The organism is Clostridium transplantifaecale, from assembly GCF_900626075.1.
GTDB classification, from domain to species: Bacteria; Bacillota; Clostridia; order Lachnospirales; family Lachnospiraceae; genus Otoolea; species Otoolea transplantifaecalis.
Map to the genome: position 1 here is coordinate 487,808 of NZ_UYZY01000005.1, position 18,728 is coordinate 506,535.

Below are 18,728 nucleotides of genomic sequence, written 5' to 3' on the forward strand. Positions count from 1 at the left end.
TAGTAAACAGAATTAATGCAGCAAAATGGAGGACAGAGAGATGGCCAAAATAGGATTTATCGGAATGGGAAATATGGGATATGCCATTCTGAAAGGACTTTTAAAGGTATACGGTAAAGAGGAGATTATTTTTACGGATGTCAACCGGGAAAGATGCGGGCAGATCTCGGAGGAGACGGGGGTCGCTTCGGCGGCGGATAATGCGCAGTGTGCCGCTTCGGCCAAATATATTGTGCTGGCTGTCAAACCCCAGTTCTTTGCACCGGTTCTCTCCGATATTGCGGGGACAGTGACAAAGGATCACATTATTATTTCCATCGCTCCGGGCATCACGGTGGACAGTCTGAAGGAAAAGCTCGGGGAGGATAAGAGAATTGTCCGCGCAATGCCGAATACACCGGCTCTCCTCGGAGAGGGAATGACGGGAGTCTGCTATGAGCCGTCCCTTTTCATTGAGGAGGAGTTGGATACAATTAAAGCCTTCTTTGAGTCCTTCGGCAAGATGCAGATCGTGGAAGAACGTTTAATGAACGCCGTGGTCTGTGTGAGCGGAAGTTCCCCTGCCTATGTTTACATGTTCATCGAGGCTCTGGCCGACAGCGCCGTTAAATACGGCCTTCCGAGGGATGCAGCGTATAAGATGGCCGCCCAGGCCGTAGCGGGCAGCGCCAGGATGGTGCTGGAGACGGGAGAACATCCCGGAGCCCTGAAGGATAAGGTGTGTTCCCCGGGCGGCACAACGATTGCCGCCGTGTCCGCTCTGGAAGAGTACGGGTTCAGAAATGCCGTTATCAAGGCATCGGATGCCTGCTATGACAAATGTACGAATTTAAAATAAGAATTACCAGGCCCGCCATGGAACCGCAAATACGGTCTCATGGCGGGCTTTTTCTTGAGTGGCAATGAAAAGTTCGCGAAGCGTGCTTTTCGTTGTTTGCCGGCGGCCTGTTTTGCTGACAGATACTTACCGTGTATCTTCTGAATCCCCGGATGTAGCCTGGTTCCAAAGAACAATGGAAACCTCGAATTCCTGCTCTCCCGGAATCAGATAGAACTGGCCTCCATTTTCCTTCACAAGGCTCTGGACACTGGAGAGACCGATTCCAAATCCCTCATGTTTCGTTGAATGAATCCGGCGGCCTTGGGAGGAATACTCACCATTCCAGTGATTTTTAACGCTGATGAGCAGATTTCCCTTTGAAATCCTGGAATATACGCTCACGTTCCGTATTTCACACGGAAGCTTTTCGGACGCCTCGATCGCATTTTCCAGGAGGTTTCCAAACAGGACGCCCAGGCTCCAGCCCTCCAGTTTGAGTACGGGAGGCAGGGCGACCTTCATGAGCAGAGGAACCTTTTTCTGTGCGGCCAGCTGCTGGTAGTAGGCCAGCACCGCGTTTGCTGCATGGTTGTCACACAGAAGCGGCCAGGAGGACTGTTCCGTGCTGTTTACATAGCCCTTTATATAACTGCGCAGTTCATCGTACTGTTTCTGCCGTACCAGTTCGTTCATCGTATTTAAATGATGGCGCAGGTCATGCCGCATTCTTCTCGTTTGTTCAAAATTGTCGGATATAAGGCGGTAGTTTTCCTCCTGAAGGGAGAACTGCCGTTTCATAAGCCGCATATTTTCCGACAGGGCGGCCCGCTGTGCATAGGCGGAAACCGTGTCGTACCAGAGACCTCCGGCCAGAAGGAGGATGAAGAAAAAGCCTGCATTTTCAACCGGCCAGCCAAAGCGCACCGGTTCAAAGATGGGGGCGGCCTGCTGGGCCAGAATGGCGGCGGCGAGAACGCACAGACCGGTTAGCAGCAGGCTGTTCATCCTCTCCCTCTGCTCTCTGTTTAGCAGGGCGGTGGTAATAAGCCAGCCGAAGAGAGCCAGTTTGTATATGCCGAGAAATGCTGAGTAAATCATCATGGCATTCAGGCTGTGCCGCAATAACAGGGCAGGTACAACGAGGGAGAGGCCTGCCGCAGTATAAGTGACGGCCATCACAAGGCGGCGCGGCCGTCCGTTTATCCCGCACAGGCTGCAGTGAAGCAGTGCGGCCTGCGCCAGGAACAGACAGAAGCTCACGTCTTCCAGATAATAGGTCCAGTACCCCGCCCCGAACAGATGGAAAAGGGGATACATGACGTGGAAAGCAAACGAAAGGCTCACGGCGGCAAACATACTCATCCGCTTCCCGTCCTTTCCGGTCCGGATTCCAATCAGCAGATAGAGAAATCCAATGGTAAGAGAAGAAATTACCATGATGCAGGTGCGCAGAAATCGGAAGGAAATTAAGTCGGATACGGCGGCCACGGTGCCGAAAGCGGGAGGGTAGACCATGCCGCTGTAATAGTGGTAGGAATCGGCCGCCTGAACTACAATTTCCGCCTGCCCTGCCGCCTGAAACGTGATCATCCCCGTACGGATTGACGGTTCTTCCAGCAGATCCGACACATTGCCGAGGCTGCTTACAAGACGGCCGTTTACGAAAACACGGGAAGCGGAGAAAATTTCAGGAAGTTCCAGAGCATATTCCCTTGTTTCCGGGGGCAGCAGGAGCTTCAGGCGGTAAGTGGCACAGCCGTGAGGCGAGCCTTCCGGCCTTTGTCCCTGATGTCCGGCCTCAAAGCCGCCGTATTCGCCCAGGTAGATCAAAAATGGTTCCCGGCCGTCAAATCTGCCCGGGTCAATCAGTTCCTGGGAGTAGAATTCCCAGCCGTAGGTCAGGATGGACAAAAAATCCGTCTGCTTTGTACCGCGCAGATCCAGCACGCCGCTTTTTCCATATGGTTCGGAATATTGATATTTGTTGTCAAACCGGTATTGCAGGAAAATAAGGGCTGCGGTAAGAGCCACGGCGCACAACAGCCAGGAAAAGCGTTTGACATAATTTGAAGCGCTGATATTACCGCCTCCTTATCATAAAAAAGCCGATTGCAGAGCCCGAGACGACTGCAGCCAGGCCGGCAGCAGCCCGTAAAAAACCGGGGGGAAGTTTCCGGCTTTTTGCAGTGACATTGCCGGAACTGTCTTCTTTCGCTGTGGAGTTAATTCCGGATTCACGGCAGGCGGCGTCATTCCCTCCCGCGGCTATTGCTGCCGCGGTTGTCCCGTCTGGTATACCTGAAGCGTCCGTACCTGCCCCAGGCTCCGTTCCGGGTTCTGTTAAGCCACCTGTCATGCTGCCGTCCGGTACTGGTGACAGGTGGGAGGCAGCGTCAGAATTTGCCGCAGAGACAGGACTTCCATCGGTGTCTGATGCATGTGGGGGCTCATTATATCTTCCGGCGCTATCAGAGACACCGTCTGGAAGGTACCTGCTGCCGTCATCGACATCTGCCTCTATAGAGCTTCGGTTATTCTCATCTGAAGGATTGTATGAATCGCCGTTGCTGCTGTTTGAACTGCCTGATGAGCTGCTGCCGCCGCCGGAGTCACTGGAAGAACCGTGATTTCCGTCTGGATCCGTTTCCCAACCGCTATCCGGTTCAGGAGGAGCCGGCGGATTGTCAGGTTCAGGCGGAGTAGGGGAAGGCTCCCCTTCATCTGGACCGCTGCCGTCAAACAGACCTTCGGGAGCCTTGTTGTGGCGTTTCCCGCCGCCCCGTTCCCCATCAACTGTCTGACTGAAGGAAAGTCCCCATATACCGTGGCTTACATTGATACCGACAGAAAAGGGGTTAAGATCAGAACGGGAATTCTGTTCCACCTGGAACGTATAGCCGGTCCCGTTTCTCAGTATCTCCTGCTTCAGGCCGGATATGGATAAAAAGTGATTGTTAACGGTTACATTCGGGGCGTTTGTGATATTATACCAATCAAGATTGGCGTTATCACAGCACCAGACGGTGAGTTCGGAGGTATCCGGGAAATAAACGGGATCGAGGTTATCATTTTCGAACAGGAACTCCACCCGGTTGTTTTCATAGAGCTTCTCTTCTTTTGGGACGATGACAAAGGAAGGAAATTGCTCATAAATGGTAATTTTCAGAGTCAGTTCCGGCATGGAGGAAAAATCGAGAAGTCCAGAGTATTTACTGATGGATTCCTCTGAAAATTGTCCCCGTATGAAAGTATCGCCCGTCTGGTTCCAGTCGATGTGCTCAAGAGCCTGCCGATCCCAGTCCACGTCGAGACGGACACTGTTCTTCCAGAGCCCCTGCCGATCTCCGTAGAAAGCAAAAATTTGATTGAAAAATTCAATCTGCTCCTGTTCCGGTTCTCCTTTCAGCATCAAGGTATGTAATGGCTGGATATTTCTTGGCGAGGTTCCGTAACCGAGTACTTGATAAGGTCCCTCCTCAATGGGCGTTGTATCCCAGTTGCCTTCATTCCAGGAATCTCCGCCCATTTTGCCGTCGGAACTGATAAGTTCTGCTTTCAGGTCATTTTCTCCGGTTATCCGTACCAGATCCGAGCAGGAATAATCCAGATTTTCCAGGTGCAAATCGACGGCCTGAAACAGGCAGTCCCCGCTGACACCGGAGATCACGAGCCGGTCATCCGAGATTTTCACCCGGTTGGTGCGGGTAATATTGCTCCAGTTTTCGCCGTCATCCACACTTTCATATAATTCCATTGCCATATCCGGTAAACGATAGGGCTCTCCCTCCATCAGGTAGTGAAGTGTCAGGGTATTTCCCGACACTTCCGGTTGGAAGGACAGAATACGTCTCTTCACAATCTGAAGAATAAAAGAAGGGGGAGCTGCATTGTCCCAATCTACCGGGCAGTCAATCAGATCCGGCTCAAAGGTTCCGGTGATGGTGTACGTTCCCTCTCTGCCGAAATCCACTTCGGAAAAATCCCAGTCCACATCCACATAGAAAGAATCATCAAGATGGCCGTCCGGGCCGTCCAGGTAGACTTCGACCGGATTTACCCCCCATTCAAATGCTTCAATGCCGTCACCCGGCTCAATGAGAGCCGGATGGCTGTTATAAAAGAAGTAATAACTGCAAAGCGTATATTCCAATTCCTGCTGTCCGGATAGCGGAGAAAATAGTTCCTCCGGGGCAGTCTCGGACGGAGTGGCAGGAACGGGAATCGGGGACGGAATGGGAACATGGATGATATCATCAGCCGGTTCCTGCTCCGATTCTGTTTTATGATGCGTGTCATCCGGCAGTCCTGGTTTTGGGGGAACGTCCGGTAATGCGTCGCTTGGTGTCGCCGGTTGGGGCCGAAGATTGTTACCGGCATCACCGCCTGAGTTCTTATCGATATCATGATCGCCTTCTTCATCCGCATTTCCGGGCGATGCAGGATTCCCGCCTTTCGTATTTTTGCCCTCCGCGGTTTCGGATGCCTGTCCCGAAGTGAATGCCTGGACAGAAGCGGCGCCTCCGAGCACCGAAGAAAGCAAAAAGGCAGTGCCCGTCACTGCGCAGATTAGAGCTTTCTGTTTTCGGTTCATAGCGATGTACCCGTCATAGAGGCGGTCAGAAAACGCCCATACTCCCTTTCAAAGATCTTTTCACACGTACGGCTTAAGGGGATTTTTTCCCCGGTTTTAAGATAGATATCGCAGCCGCACCGTTTGTCGATATAGTCCATGTTAAGCAAAAAGCTCCTGTGGGTGCGCAGAAAACGGCTGTCCGAGATCTGTCCGGCGACGGTTTCTAATGTGGAACGCAGAGTGATATCTCTGCCGGCATGGACAATGGTCTGATTTCTGAATACTTCCACATAACGGATATCCTTGAGAGGTACGAGAATTTCACGGCCGCCGGAGAGAAAGGAGGCACATCTGGCTGAGGAGGCGAGTACGCCCCGGCATCGTGAAAGCGCCTGGCAGACACGTTCGTATGTAATCGGCTTGACCAGATAGTGCTCCGCGTCCACTTCATAACTTCTGGCATAATGATCCGTACTGACGGTCACAAAGATGATAGAGCAGGAATTGCCTTCGGCACGGAGCGTTTCCGCCAAATCTATACCGGAAACAGGGGACATATAGATATCCAGAAACAGGATTCCGATATCCGGATCCTGACGGGCCTGTTCTAAAAGCGAGTCGCTTTTGCAGAATTCTAAGATTTTATAATCAAGGGTATTCTCACCCGCATAGCGGAATATAAACCCACGCAGTTGGTTTCGTATTGTTTCATCGTCATCACAGATTGCAATTTTCACAAAAAATCTTCCTTTCAGCGGTATTGTCATATTCTTTTTTTATAGCATAGAAAATTAACTGCCGCAAGTGAAAATAAGACCATTTGTCCCGTTTCACTTCCAATTATCCCCAGCTGGTTGCCGGAAGCGAAATTTAGTCCTACTTTTATATCATTAGGTACTGAATAGTTACGAATGCTTAACATGGGGGACTGATTATGGTAGTGGCAATTTGTGATGATGACAAAGCGGATCGGACACTCGTCGGCGGTCAACTGGCACAGAAGATGAAGGGGCGCAGCGAAGCCCTGGAAATTACATATTTTGATTCCGGGGAAGATCTGATTGAGCAATATGAGGACGGTAACAGAAAATATGATCTGATATTTCTGGACATCTGTATGAAGTTTATGAATGGGATTGAGGCGGCGCGCCAGATACGCGGCTATGATGGAAAAGTGGCAATCATTTTCCTGACATCCAGCCGGGATTATGCGATTGACGGATACTCGGTCCGGGCCAGTGATTATTTGCTGAAGCCGTTGGATACGGACAGGCTGGAGGACGCCTTAAACCGTTTTATGGTAGAACGGTATCCCAGGCTCAGGCAAAGTCTTCTGGTGGTGGGCAAAAACACGGGGAGGAGAATCGCATATGACGATATTATGTATATTGAGAGCATCAGGATGAACCTCCGGATCGTCTGCAACAATGGGATAGAACATACAATCCGCAAGAAGCTGGACGATGTTCAGGCCGAATTGACCGGCGCCAGATTTTTAAGATGTAACAGAAGTTTTATAGTCAATATGGATTATGTTGCGGATGCTAAAGACGATTTTACAATGAATAACGGAGATAAAATACCGATTAAAGTACGTGAAAAGAAACAGCTTCGAAAGCAGTATTTTGACTATATTATGAGTCAGGAATGGAGGTTGGCTTAGACGGTTACTGTGCACGGAGTGAACCGTAACCTTAGACGGGGTGGGGCTTTAAGAAAGGGATGAGAAACGGCATGATTTTTGTATCGCAAAACGTGACTTTTAGCACACCCGGACTGCTTAAGCAGGGAACTGTGATATATTTATGTTACTATTTAAATCCCTGTAAAAACCGCAGTTCTGTGAACAGTAACACGTTCCGCGATACACAGAAATATGGTAGGGATAAGATTATGGGAATCGGGAGGTATATGAAAAAGAACAGAAAAAAACAGTCATGAAAATGAAAGGATGAAACAGGAAAAAGGAGGAAAAAGGATGAAAAGGAAATTGCGAAGTATGCTGAGTACTGCGCTCGTTGTATCAATGCTGGGAACCATGTTCAGCGGAACGGCGTTCGGCGCGGGTTTAAGAAAAGCGCAAGGACTATTTGAGAAGGATATCGTACCATTCCTGATGGTCACTGAGTATCTGGGAGATTATGATATAGAGCCGGGGTATCAGGAGACATCGGTCAATCTTGCCAGCCCGGCGAATGCGTTGATGGCATCCGGATCTGAACTTGCAGCATCCAGCTCTGAACTCACCGCATCGGCGAGTGAGCTTATAAACTGGGAGTATGATGAAGATACTTCGGAGCTTAACTTTGCACTGAATAATGAATCGGATAATTTTATGCAGCTGATGCGCCAACAAAAGCTCCCGGCCAGAGTGAATTTCAGTGTAGGGGAAGGAACCGGGCAGTATCAGGGAGAAGTTGAGATCAGAGGAAACTGGTTCCTGCGTGTATTTTCAAATAGTATTAGTAGGAGCTATGACAGAAAAACACAGGAAGTAATGCTTGACAAAAGTGAGAAATGGGCAAGCCCAAGCGATCTGTCCAATAGCAGTTATACAGTAACCATTACAGAGGATGGAGCTTCAGCTTCAGTATCGGGGACAGACGTTGAAATTAACAAAAACGGCACTTATGGGATCTCTTTAAAATTCAAGAATGATCTGGTTAATCCTGAAAACAGAACATTTGATAGGATATTTAAAGTAGAATTGAAACATGGAAAAGAGCTGATTGGATATACCTATTTCGTTCTTCCGCAATACAGCAAAATAGACGGGAAGATCTGGCCCAGCATAAGCAAGTATCTGGATGAGCTGAGTGACAGCGAGAAGGGGGCTATAGAAGAACTTGAGATAACGGCAGGTGATATAACAGCCGACGAGTGGTATCAGCTTATGAATCTGCCCAATCTCAAGAGGCTATACCTGTCAAAGGATCTTGACAGGGTGTTTCTGACCGGACTTTATGATGATGCTCATAACGATACCCTGGAAGAGATTTATTTTAACTGGAACGGAGAAAATGCGGCGAAGAACAGTCCGTCGAGGTCAGGTTATAATGCGAGTGTAGTAGACATTCCGGGCTATCTGTTCAAAGGGTTTGACAAGCTTAAAAAAGTAAGCATGCCGGGAGTCACATCTGTCGGCCAGTATGCTTTCTATGGCAATGCGGAATTAGCCGATATAGATGCACCGGATTTGCAAAGGATCAGTAATCGCGCATTTGAGGGCTGTACATCTTTAAGTACGGTCGGTATGCCGGAACTGGAAAACATGGGAGAAAAAGTGTTCTCAGGCTGCACGTCCCTGACTGCGGTTGATATGCCGAAACTTTACTCCATGGGAAAAAGAGCGTTCTCGGGATGTACATCGTTTAAAGGGCTGGAGCTGCCGACAGTGTATATTACAGGAGATAATGTATTTGAGAACTGCACGGGCTTAGAATCAATCGCCCTTCCAAAGCTTAACTGGGTAGAGTCCGGACTGTTTAAAGGCTGCGTGAATTTGAGCGCGGTTGATATTTCGTCTGCAGGATATGTGATAGGCAATGCTTTTGCAGGGCTCAGCACATCTCCTGAAAACCGTATCAAACTGATCCTGCCTGAGGCTGCACCGTATATTTGGCAGAATTTCCCGGAGGAGCAGAGGTTTGACTACAGCCTGGTGGATGACGGGGGAGATGCGCTGACAGGCAGCAGGCTTGAGAATGCGGTCACCGGATATTCCTATGATCCGGAATGGAGCAGGGTTCTGGACTTATCAAGCATATCAAGCAAAGAGATGACCGTGGAGTACATTTTCGCGGGAGAGAGCACTTCTCATATTGACAGAGGAGAAAATCTGCTTGAAATTATGCAGAAAATAAGCGGAAATGGGTCGTTGTCCAATGTGAAATGGTTGAGTGTGGCCGGTGCAAAACTTACGGCGGAAGACTGGAGCCAGCTTGAGAATTTGACCGCCCTCGAGACTCTGACAGTGGGAAGATCGTCGGAGGTGGACAATGCTAAATATGCAACGGAAATTCCTGAAAACTGCAAATTACCTGCATCACTGAAGTGGGTATTTTTAAATACGGTAACCAAAATCTCGGCCAGCGCTTTTAAAAACAATACCGGACTGGTACAAATGAGGCTTGAATCAATTAAAGAGATCGGCGATGAAGCGTTTGCAGGATGTACCTCCCTGCATTGGCTGGAAGTGCCCAATACACCGCCAACCTTGGGGAATAACGTATTTACAGGATGCACTCACCAGGGCAAGACGATTGAGACACTGAGGTGGGTAGGTGATAGAGAATTACAGAATTTCTATGAGAGATATGCAAGCTCCGATCAGCAGTGGCTGCCATGGATCCCGGGAGATCGGCCGACACCGCCGCCGACTCCCGACACTCCTGACACTTCTTCTCCATCCACTTCAGGCAGGGACAGAGGAACCCATTACGGAAGCTGGGTTCAGGATGCACGCGGATGGCGTTATACGCTGAACGGACAGATACCGTCCGCCCAATGGGGATACCTTCCATATAACGGAAAGTTTGCATGGTATTATTTTGACCAGGACGGTTATATGAAGACCGGCTGGTTTACAGATGAAAAAGACAGAACCTATTATCTCCATCCGGCGGCAGACGGAACAAGGGGGTATATGTATACGGGGTGGAACCTGATTGACGGAAAATGGTACTATTTCAGCACGGAAGAGGGCTCCGGCAACGGAATGCTTCTTAAGAACACAACAACACCGGACGGATACAAAGTAGACGGGAACGGAGTTTGGGTTCAGTAGAACGGTTTAAGAGCTGACACAAGGGCGCGGCAGAATATCCTGCCGCGCCCTTGTGCCGGTACTTGAAAAACAGCGGGGACTGAGGTATGATGGATTAAGAACCTCGGTCACCGGCAGCAGCCATGCGGCATTAACAGAATCCGTGAAATGACTGTTTACGGATAGGGAGAGGTTTATGAAAAATAAAAAGAAACTTTATGCGGCCATGCTGGCCGCTTTGGCGGTATCCGGGTTTGCGGCGATGAATTCGTTTGCAGCGTCCAGGAATAAAATATCGTCAATACGCCTGGAGGTAAAAGATAATATGCAGCCCGGTAGCGCACTGGATGAGCCGGAGGAACTGTCAATCGAAACCGGCGGGGAGAATTATGCGGTAAGCGGCTGGGAGATTGAAAATGCCGGCTATACCTGGAAACGCAGTGACAAGCCCAGAGTCAAGGTGACAATTGTTACGGAGGATGACGGCTATTTTGACGTTTCTAAGGCTCAAGTTAAGGTGAAGGGTGATGAAGCGACGGTTTATTCGGTGCGGAAAGAGGAATCCCAGGTTCTGACCGTCACCCTGGATTTGAGGCCCATGTATCAGCGGGTGGGAGCCATTGAGGACGCCTGGCTGAAAGATACGGTTGCGGCCTGGACGCCGGCAATCGGCGCGGAGAGCTACGACATCTACCTGTTCCGGGATGAACGCGCCGTGGGCAGCAGGAAGACGACAACGGAGACCACCTATGATTTCGGGACTGCGATGCATAAGGATGGGGAGTATTATTATAAGGTCCGTGCAGTAGGCAGAGAAGGGGTTAAGGAAGGTAAGTATACAATATCGGAGAGCTTCTATGTCAGCCCGTCCGACACCGGTCAGGAAACGGGGGAAACAAAAAAAGCGCTGAACAATTCGGAACGTATCCCGGGAGAATGGATTCAGAATGAAAAGGGCTGGAGATGGACCGGCACAGACGGTTCGAGGCCGGTAAACAGCTGGGCCGACGTGGATGGAAAGAGGTACTATTTCGGCGGAGACGGATATATGGTAACCGGATGGATCAAGTGGGAAGACAACTGGTACTATCTGGGGCCGGAAGGGGATATGCAGACGAACTGCCTGACCCCGGACGGTTACATCGTGGATGAGAACGGCGCCCGGGTCTGGTGATTTTATAAAGCCTGCGGGTAAGCCTGCCGAACCGAATCTTCTGCGCCCTCTCCAAACACAACGCAAAATGCCGGTTTTTTAACCGGTTCTATCATAAATTTAAATGGATGAAAAGGAGCAGCAGAAAATGGTTGAAAAAGAAGATAAGAATTTCATTGGTGAAACAACAGACGGCAAGCATGAAAACGTCCCGGTCGAGAGACTGAAAAGAGAACTTAAATACGAAGGCACCGTCCTAAAAATGTATGAAGATACGGTCAAAGTCAACGGCCATGAAGCAAAATGGGATTTTATCCATCACGACGGAGCAGCAGCTGTGGTAGCCGTGAATAAGGAGGGGAAACTTCTTATGGTACGCCAGTACCGGAATGCCCTTGACCGTTATACGCTTGAAATTCCTGCGGGCAAACTGGATTTTCCCGGAGAACCTAAAATAGAATGTGCCTTCCGGGAATTGGAAGAGGAGACCGGGTTTAAGACGGATCATCTGGAATTTCTGCTGAGCGTCAATACCACCATTGCATTCTGCGATGAGGCTATCGATATTTTCCTGGCGAGAAATCTGATCCCGTCGAGCCAGCATCTCGATCCGGACGAGGAGATTGATGTGGAGGAGTGGGAGCTGAAGGATCTGCTGGAACTGATATACTCCGGTAAGATGACGGATGGGAAGACGATTGCCGCCATTCTGGCTTATGCATGTAAATTTGGCAGCGGCAGCCAAAAATAGAGGCTGTATAGAATAGAGAGACAGAACGCAGCATAGATTGGAAGAAATGGGGTAATTACGGAGCGGTTCCGTGGTTACGAAGCGGGAAAGGTGAGCCTGTATGGGAAAAAATCATGCACCATTTCGTTTTCAACCGTCTATGCTGACAGTGTTCTGTTTTTTTGTGGGGATATTAGCCGGAACGGTGTGGGTTAACCGGATGGGGGACGGCTTGAAAGAGCAGCTTGGCGTGTTCGGACAGGCGTTTCTGTCGGGCAGCGCACCGCCTCCTTCGATGGAACAACTGTCGGAGCTGATACTGAAACGGGGACTCCTGATGGGGATTCTGTGGCTTCTCGGAATGTCCTTATTTGCCATTCCCGGGTTCTGCCTGGCTGCCGTCTATGCCGGATTTTCTTTGGCATTCCTGATATCCTCAATGACGGTCCAGGCAGGGGGGATGGGAGTCTTCCTTTTTCTTCTATCGGTGTTTCCGCAGATGGTATTTTACCTGCCGGTATTTGCCGTGCTTTACATATGGGGGATGGCTCCGGGCAGCAAAATCCATGGCGGAGGCTTTGCCGTGCTTCTTCTCCTGACAGCGGCCGGTGCGGCGTCAGAACTGTGGCTGAACCCTTGGTTTATGCATTTCATGTCCGTATTCTGAGAAAAACTTAAAAAATATTTAAAATATTTTTAACAACATGTAGGGGAGGCAAAACCCGCCTTCCAACATGTTGTATTTTTTATGTTAATCAGCCGGAAAATACCATAAAAGTGGGAAAAATGTGTTTGATTTTATCAAAAAATGTATATATAATGTTACGTACAGGCTGGTTTTGGCCTCGTTTTGGAGGAAAGATGGATAGGGGAAGCAGTAGTATGGTAGCAGAAATAGAAATTTTTATAAAATACCTGCAGGAGGTCAAAAAGATGTCCCGGAATACCGTTTTATCATATCACCGGGATCTTTTACAGATGGCAGCCTATATGGCGGAGAGAGGAATCACCGAGGCTGGGAAAGTTACAAAGACCAGTCTTACGTCCTATATCCTTTTTATGGAAAAGGAAGGAAAGGCGACCACCACCATATCCCGTATGCTGGCATCCATGAAAGCATTTTTCCATTATGAATTTTCGGAGGGAAAGATAAGGCGCAATCCGGCCGAACTGGTACATGCCCCGAAGATTGAAAAGAAGGCGCCGGTCATCCTCACGGTGGAGGAAGTCACGGCCTTACTCAGACAGCCGTCCGGCCGTTCCCCGAAAGAAATCAGGGACAAGGCCATGCTGGAACTTCTCTATGCAACCGGTATCCGTGTATCGGAACTGACGAACCTGACGCTGTCGAATATAAACATGAGCATCGGTTTCATCACCTGCCATGACGGTGGGAAAGACAGAACCATTCCATTCAGCAGATTAGCCAAGAGCGCAATGGAAGACTACATACAGAACGCCCGCCCGGAGCTGACAAAGAAGAAAGAGTCGGACTGGCTTTTCGTAAACTGCAACGGCGGCCAGATGAGCCGTCAGGGTTTCTGGAAAATCATCAAATACTACGGTGACAAAGCCGGAATCGAATCCGACATCACCCCCCATACCTTGCGCCACTCATTTGCAGCCCACTTAATAGGCGGCGGCGCCGACATGAAAGCCGTCCAGGTCATTCTGGGGCATTCAGACGTCGCAACGACGCAGATGTATGCCGCATACGTTGGAAAACGTTAGACTGACGGTTTTTATTAAATAATATTTATTATCGCCCGGACACTTCGTGATATGCTGTCCGGGCGTTTTTTATAGCATTTATTTTAAAGTATCTCTTTTGATATTATCGGCCTGAAGAGGCCGGTACATCTGATGAAAATTAAAGGAGGTTTCTTCGTTCATGTAATCGATCAGATACTGCTGTACAGGCGTAGCCTTGCGGTTGGGGTAGGAAAGATAGATCTTCCGGACTGCCAACGGGTCTCCTAACTGATAAAGGACTACGTCCCTGGTGGGCATTACATATTCAGGAATAGTGGAACGCAGAAAGGCGATTCCCCGTCCTTCGCAGACCAGATAGTAGGCGGTCATCATCTGGGTCAGATATAAAGATACCTTTGGAGAAAAACCGGCATTTTGGCAAATCTGCAGGCTTCGGCGATGGATATCGTTGTCGGTATTCAGTAAAATAAAGGGTTCATTTTGAAAAATTTGCAGCGGAACGGGTGCTTTGCAGACATCGGAACGGCTGCGCTGCAGAAACTCTTCAAATGTATAGTAATATTCGCTAAGATTTTTATTAATCGAATAATGAGCGGGCACGGCTAATATAATTTCTTCTTCGGCCCATGGAATTGTAGTGAATTTGGTATTTTCGGGATTCTCTGCTTCGAGCAGAAAGTCCAGTTCCCCATTCAGGAGTTTTTCGGTTAAAGTCTGGCTGTTGCCTTCCGAAAAGGTGATTGAAACCTGAGGATAGAGACTTCGGAAATCTTCCAGAAGCGTGGGGAGGACATAGGTGCAAAAAAACATAGAACTGCCGATGCGGAGCTGGCTTTCCTGCGCCGCATGGAGCTGCTTAAAATGCTGTTCCATCTCTTTTTCGATGGCTATAATCTGTTCCACGTGTTCGATATAGTATTTTCCGGCCTCTGTCAGGGAGATTGGATTTGTACTGCGGTCGAAAATAGGGGCATTGATTTCCTGTTCCGTTTTCTTGACGGCCGCACTCAGCCAGGGTTGTGCCACAAGGAGCTTTTTGGCGGCTTTTGAAAAGCTCTTTTCCTGGTAAACTGCATAAACATATTCCTTGTAATCAGCCAAGACAGATACCTCCTTCTGCGTATATAAGATAAATCCTCTTCAAGTGTTCCTATTATATCATACGGTTTCCCTAGTTTCCACGATTTAATAAATGGATTAAATGTGTTTTCGTATAGCCCGGTTTCCCTATACGAAAAAGTATATAAGACTTTCACTTTTTACATATTTTACAAGGCATACTGCTTCCTGCTATAATCGAATCAACAGAGGTAGTAATAACATTGGCACTGTAAATAAGAGAAAAAGAACAGGAGGAATTGAAAATGTCGGTAAAGATTGCAGAACGCATGGATCGGATGGCGCCATCCGGAATACGAAAGGTGAATGAAAAGGCTTTAGCGATGGAGAGGACCGGAGAGAAAGTGATTCATTTTGAATTGGGACGTCCTGACTTTGATACACCGGAGTACATAAAAGAGGCCGCGTGCAGGGCATTAGCCGAGGGAAAGGTACATTACACCTCGAATTACGGAACGATGGAGCTTCGCCAGGCAATTGCAGATAAATTAAACCGCGAAAATCATATTGATTATAAGACATCGGAAATTCTTGTTACGGTTGGCTTATCGGAGGCTGTATTCGCTGTGCTTGCGGCAATCCTGAATGAAGGAGATGAGATTCTCGTTCCGGATCCGGTATGGCTCAATTACGTGAACGTGCCGAATCTTTTAGGAGCGGTTCCGGTCACTTACAACCTGAAGGAGGAGACGGGATTCCAGATTGATTTCGATGAAATTCGGGCCAAAATCACACCGAAGACGAGGGCGGTAGTCATCGTTACGCCCAATAATCCTACCGGCGGCGTGCTGACGGAGGATGTTTTAAAGGAGTTGGCCGATATCGCCGTTTCCAATGATCTGATGGTACTGGCGGATGAGGTGTATGAGCGTCTGATCTACGACGGTGAAAAGCACATCAGCATTGCATCCCTCCCGGGGATGAAGGAGAGGACCTTCACGCTGAACGGAATGTCCAAGGCCTATGCGATGGACGGATGGCGTCTGGGATACGTGGCCGCGCCGGAATCGTATATCGTTACGATGAATAAGTTCCATCAGCACAACACTACCTGCGCACCCAGCTTCGTTCAGGCTGCCGCCGCTGCCGCCCTGACTGACGAGGGAGACGAGGTAAACGAGATGGTAAAAGAGTACAAGCGCCGCCGAGATTGTGCCGTCAAAGCTATCAATGAGATTCCGGGACTTAGCTGCCGGTGCCCGAAGGGGGCCTTCTATATCTTCATCAACTGCAAGGCGCTTAACCGGAGCTGTGAGGAGCTGGCCGATTATTTTCTGGAGGAAGCGAAGATCGCGCTGGTGCCGGGTAATGTATTCGGACCGGGCGGAGAGGGGTATCTCAGGATGTCTTTTGCCAACAGCTATGAGAATGTAGCGGAGGGATGCCGGCGGCTTAAAGAGGCTGTGGAGAAAATATTGAAATAAAATTAAATATTAAGGAGGAGTATGTGATGCGTCTTGCGACAATTAAATGGAATGGCAGTGAAACTGCCGGTATCGTAACGGAAAAGGGAGTATTTCCTATTGTTTCCCTCAACGAAATAAAAGGAACAAACTGGGAGACAGAGATGCTCCCGCTGATTCAAAAGGGGGAGGTTCCGGAACTGACGGACTGGTATCGAAACGGAGGAAAAGAAGAACTGGAGCAGCTGCCGGGTGTAGTGAAGAACGAGCAGGTAGTCTATGGCCCCCTGTACCGCAATCCCAAACGGATTTTCGGAATCGGCTTAAACTATGTGGATCATGCCGGAGATATCGGTACGGCAGCCCCCACAGGCTTCCCGGGCAGCTTTTTTAAGATGGCGGATACTCTGATTGGCCCGGGAGATACGATTGAGCTGCCTGCCTTAAAGGAAGCGCAGAAGACGACGGCGGAGGCGGAGCTGGGGATTATCATGGGCCGTGACTGCCGTGATGTGGCGGAGGAAGATTGGGAGAGCGCCATCGTAGGCTACACCACAGTCCTCGATATGACGGAGGAATCGATTTTAAAAGGAAATGATTATGTCCAGGGAAATCCGCGTTATCTGTGCATTGTGAAAAATTTCCCCACCTTCTTTTCATTCGGACCTGAGCTGGTAACCCCGGACGAAGTGCCGGATGTGCTGAAGCTGGAGGTGCAGTCCGTCCATAACGGCGGGGTTTATGCAAAAAATACAGTCAGCAATATGACACACCGTCCGTCAAGGCTGGTCTCCCTTCACAGCAGCATCCAGGGCTGGTATGCCGGAGATATCCTTTCTACCGGAACCCCGCGGGCGTTCCATATTCAGGATGGGGATGCGGCAGAGTGCCGAATCTATGGTCCGGACGGGTTTGAGATGAAGGCGTTAGTAAACCCTGTGTTAGACCGGAAGCTTCATCCGGAACTGTAAGATAAAAGAAAATGATTCAGTAAGCATGATTTAGCGAAACTGTAGCGACACAGCACGGCTGCTTTTCACACGGCGCGGGAAGGCAGCCGTGCTGCGAAACTAAAACAAAAGATGGAATTCATAAAAATCAGGAGGAAAAGAGATGGATTTAGGATTAAAGAATAAAGTCGTTCTCTGCATGGCATCTGCGGCAGGATTGGGAAAAGGAATTGCAACAGAGATGGCGAGAGAGGGAGCGAAGGTAATGCTGTGTACGGCGGAGCCGTTTAAAGACCAGCTTGCCTCGGCGCAGGAGGAGATCGCGAAGGAGACAGGGAACCGTCCGGAAATCTTTCTTTGTGATGTAAACGATCCGGAGGATATCAAAAAGCTGGTGGCACATACCGTGGAAAAGCTGGGAGACATCTGGGCTTTGGTGAATATGTGTCCGGGGCCTAAACCGGGACCCTTTGATTCCTTTCAGGATGAAGATTGGGAGAAGGCATTTCACACATGTCTTCTGTCTTATGTAAGAACGATTCGGGCCTGTCTGCCCTCTATGCGGAGACTGGGTGGAGGGAGGATTCTCAATTCCACCTCTTCTTCGGTAAAAGACTGTCTGGACAATTTGATTTTATCGAACACCATGCGGATGGGAGTGGTAGGCATGAGCAAAACATTATCTTCCGAACTTGGAAAAGATAATATCCTGATTAATGTCATTGGTCCGGGACGTATCGGCACGGCCCGTATCACAAGCCTCAATACCATGCGGGCGGAAAAAGCGGGAATCACGGTGGCAGAATATGAGAAAGAGGACTTAAAGAGTTTCCCGCTGGGCCGCTATGGGACGACGGATGAGTATGGCCGTCTGGCGGCATTCCTCTGCTCCGAGGCGAACAGTTATATCTCAGGCCAGACCGTTCTGCTTGACGGAGGAATGACGAGAGCTTATTAAAATACATAAGAATAGAAATGAGTGGACTCAGCCAAACTAAAGAAAAAAAGGAGTTTTGCTCATGAGAGAAGAGAATTACAAAGGCCAGAAGGATGCCATAATGGACATAGTAAAAACCATGCCTTACGGCCAGAAAGAAAAACTGCTGACAGAGATAGCAGAAGAGATTTCCCATTTTCCTTCCCAAACCAGTAAAAAGGCATCCGGTTCCCTGTCGGAACAAGAGTGCAATGTGATTCTTTCGAGAATTGCGGGGGAACTGGGGATGAGCGATGCCTCGAAACTGCCCTATACCTCGTTTTTGTCCAGCCGCCATTAAGGGGGGATTTAGTTGAGATGCGAGGACGCCTCTGTAAGACGGCGGACGGGGGAGTGGGTGGGTGTGTATGAGCCTTCAGTCCCGGTTGGTAGGGTGTGGTGAGGGGGAATCCAGGAGAAAAAATTCCTACGGGGACTCGCTCCCGCTTGTGGAATGCGCAGCGGATGCTAAGCTCGAAAGAACCTCGCTAAGCACCGGCGGATTCCAAGGTCCCCTTCGGAAAGT

15 protein-coding genes are annotated in these 18,728 nt (G+C 49.3%); 11 read left to right on the top strand and 4 right to left on the bottom strand.

The window, feature by feature from the left end:
• The first annotated feature begins 40 nt into the window (after window positions 1–40).
• Window positions 41–838 carry a pyrroline-5-carboxylate reductase gene (gene proC / locus EJL91_RS19505; RefSeq protein ID WP_125143622.1) on the top strand — a complete coding sequence of 266 codons (798 nt, stop codon included), beginning with the start codon at window positions 41–43 and terminating at the stop codon, window positions 836–838.
• 126 nt (window positions 839–964) lie between these two features.
• On the opposite strand, the gene EJL91_RS19510 is transcribed toward proC, so the two are convergent.
• Genes EJL91_RS19510 through EJL91_RS19520 form a run of 3 tightly spaced genes read right to left on the bottom strand, consistent with a single transcriptional unit; the run spans window position 965 to window position 6,130 of the window.
• Window positions 965–2,851 (bottom strand): sensor histidine kinase, encoded by a 1,887-nt coding sequence (locus EJL91_RS19510; protein WP_243125481.1) that lies wholly within the window; start codon window positions 2,849–2,851, stop codon window positions 965–967.
• A gap of 49 nt (window positions 2,852–2,900) precedes the next feature.
• Window positions 2,901–5,411: a hypothetical protein gene (locus EJL91_RS19515; protein WP_125143623.1), complete on the bottom strand. Its 2,511-nt coding sequence runs from the start codon at window positions 5,409–5,411 to the stop codon at window positions 2,901–2,903.
• Window positions 5,408–6,130 (bottom strand): LytR/AlgR family response regulator transcription factor, encoded by a 723-nt coding sequence (locus tag EJL91_RS19520; protein ID WP_243125482.1) that lies wholly within the window; start codon window positions 6,128–6,130, stop codon window positions 5,408–5,410. The genes EJL91_RS19515 and EJL91_RS19520 overlap by 4 nt, the downstream gene beginning before the upstream one ends.
• A 197-nt stretch (window positions 6,131–6,327) precedes the next feature.
• Between EJL91_RS19520 and EJL91_RS19525 the strand changes: the two genes are divergently transcribed.
• The 6 genes from EJL91_RS19525 to EJL91_RS19550 all read left to right on the top strand — a co-directional run bounded on the left by EJL91_RS19525 (window position 6,328) and on the right by EJL91_RS19550 (window position 13,772).
• Entirely contained in the window at window positions 6,328–7,056 is a 729-nt protein-coding gene (locus EJL91_RS19525; RefSeq protein WP_125143625.1) for a LytR/AlgR family response regulator transcription factor, read from the top strand.
• A 315-nt stretch (window positions 7,057–7,371) separates the two neighbouring features.
• Window positions 7,372–10,179, top strand: coding sequence for a leucine-rich repeat domain-containing protein (locus tag EJL91_RS19530; RefSeq protein ID WP_164516892.1), 2,808 nt, complete (start codon window positions 7,372–7,374; stop codon window positions 10,177–10,179).
• Between the two features lie 175 nt (window positions 10,180–10,354).
• Window positions 10,355–11,332, top strand: a complete 978-nt coding sequence (locus EJL91_RS19535; protein ID WP_125143627.1) for a hypothetical protein — start codon at window positions 10,355–10,357, stop codon at window positions 11,330–11,332.
• Between the two features lie 127 nt (window positions 11,333–11,459).
• The gene (locus EJL91_RS19540; protein ID WP_125143628.1) at window positions 11,460–12,062 is read left to right on the top strand and encodes an NUDIX hydrolase; all 603 of its coding nucleotides are present in this window, start codon (window positions 11,460–11,462) and stop codon (window positions 12,060–12,062) included.
• 100 nt (window positions 12,063–12,162) lie between these two features.
• The gene (locus tag EJL91_RS19545; protein WP_125143629.1) at window positions 12,163–12,708 is read left to right on the top strand and encodes a stage II sporulation protein M; all 546 of its coding nucleotides are present in this window, start codon (window positions 12,163–12,165) and stop codon (window positions 12,706–12,708) included.
• A gap of 215 nt (window positions 12,709–12,923) precedes the next feature.
• On the top strand, window positions 12,924–13,772 hold the full coding sequence (locus EJL91_RS19550) for a site-specific tyrosine recombinase (RefSeq protein WP_125143630.1): 849 nt from the start codon (window positions 12,924–12,926) through the stop codon (window positions 13,770–13,772).
• 78 nt (window positions 13,773–13,850) lie between these two features.
• Here EJL91_RS19550 and EJL91_RS19555 read toward each other — a convergent pair whose 3' ends face one another.
• Window positions 13,851–14,855 carry a LysR family transcriptional regulator gene (locus EJL91_RS19555; RefSeq protein WP_125143631.1) on the bottom strand — a complete coding sequence of 335 codons (1,005 nt, stop codon included), beginning with the start codon at window positions 14,853–14,855 and terminating at the stop codon, window positions 13,851–13,853.
• 263 nt (window positions 14,856–15,118) lie between these two features.
• Here EJL91_RS19555 and EJL91_RS19560 point away from each other — a divergent pair, with 263 nt between their 5' ends.
• The 4 genes from EJL91_RS19560 to EJL91_RS19575 all read left to right on the top strand — a co-directional run bounded on the left by EJL91_RS19560 (window position 15,119) and on the right by EJL91_RS19575 (window position 18,503).
• Window positions 15,119–16,297 carry a pyridoxal phosphate-dependent aminotransferase gene (locus tag EJL91_RS19560; RefSeq protein ID WP_125143632.1) on the top strand — a complete coding sequence of 393 codons (1,179 nt, stop codon included), beginning with the start codon at window positions 15,119–15,121 and terminating at the stop codon, window positions 16,295–16,297.
• Window positions 16,298–16,323: 26 nt separating this feature from the next.
• Window positions 16,324–17,247 (top strand): fumarylacetoacetate hydrolase family protein, encoded by a 924-nt coding sequence (locus EJL91_RS19565; RefSeq protein ID WP_125143633.1) that lies wholly within the window; start codon window positions 16,324–16,326, stop codon window positions 17,245–17,247.
• 142 nt (window positions 17,248–17,389) lie between these two features.
• Window positions 17,390–18,184: an SDR family oxidoreductase gene (locus tag EJL91_RS19570; RefSeq protein WP_125143634.1), complete on the top strand. Its 795-nt coding sequence runs from the start codon at window positions 17,390–17,392 to the stop codon at window positions 18,182–18,184.
• A gap of 61 nt (window positions 18,185–18,245) precedes the next feature.
• A complete protein-coding gene (locus EJL91_RS19575) occupies window positions 18,246–18,503 on the top strand; it encodes a hypothetical protein (RefSeq protein ID WP_125143635.1) in 258 nt (85 codons plus the stop codon).
• The last annotated feature ends 225 nt before the right edge of the window (window positions 18,504–18,728 follow it).

Excerpts from the sequence above, each read along its gene's own strand:
- proC (WP_125143622.1), top strand. The coding sequence starts at position 41 with ATGGCCAAAATAGGATTTATCGGAATGGGAAATATGGGATATGCCATT.
- EJL91_RS19515 (WP_125143623.1), bottom strand. The coding sequence starts at position 5,411 with ATGAACCGAAAACAGAAAGCTCTAATCTGCGCAGTGACGGGCACTGCC.
- EJL91_RS19525 (WP_125143625.1), top strand. The coding sequence starts at position 6,328 with ATGGTAGTGGCAATTTGTGATGATGACAAAGCGGATCGGACACTCGTC.
- EJL91_RS19530 (WP_164516892.1), top strand. The coding sequence starts at position 7,372 with ATGAAAAGGAAATTGCGAAGTATGCTGAGTACTGCGCTCGTTGTATCA.
- EJL91_RS19535 (WP_125143627.1), top strand. The coding sequence starts at position 10,355 with ATGAAAAATAAAAAGAAACTTTATGCGGCCATGCTGGCCGCTTTGGCG.
- EJL91_RS19540 (WP_125143628.1), top strand. The coding sequence starts at position 11,460 with ATGGTTGAAAAAGAAGATAAGAATTTCATTGGTGAAACAACAGACGGC.
- EJL91_RS19545 (WP_125143629.1), top strand. The coding sequence starts at position 12,163 with ATGGGAAAAAATCATGCACCATTTCGTTTTCAACCGTCTATGCTGACA.
- EJL91_RS19550 (WP_125143630.1), top strand. The coding sequence starts at position 12,924 with ATGGTAGCAGAAATAGAAATTTTTATAAAATACCTGCAGGAGGTCAAA.
- EJL91_RS19560 (WP_125143632.1), top strand. The coding sequence starts at position 15,119 with ATGTCGGTAAAGATTGCAGAACGCATGGATCGGATGGCGCCATCCGGA.
- EJL91_RS19565 (WP_125143633.1), top strand. The coding sequence starts at position 16,324 with ATGCGTCTTGCGACAATTAAATGGAATGGCAGTGAAACTGCCGGTATC.
- EJL91_RS19570 (WP_125143634.1), top strand. The coding sequence starts at position 17,390 with ATGGATTTAGGATTAAAGAATAAAGTCGTTCTCTGCATGGCATCTGCG.
- EJL91_RS19575 (WP_125143635.1), top strand. The coding sequence starts at position 18,246 with ATGAGAGAAGAGAATTACAAAGGCCAGAAGGATGCCATAATGGACATA.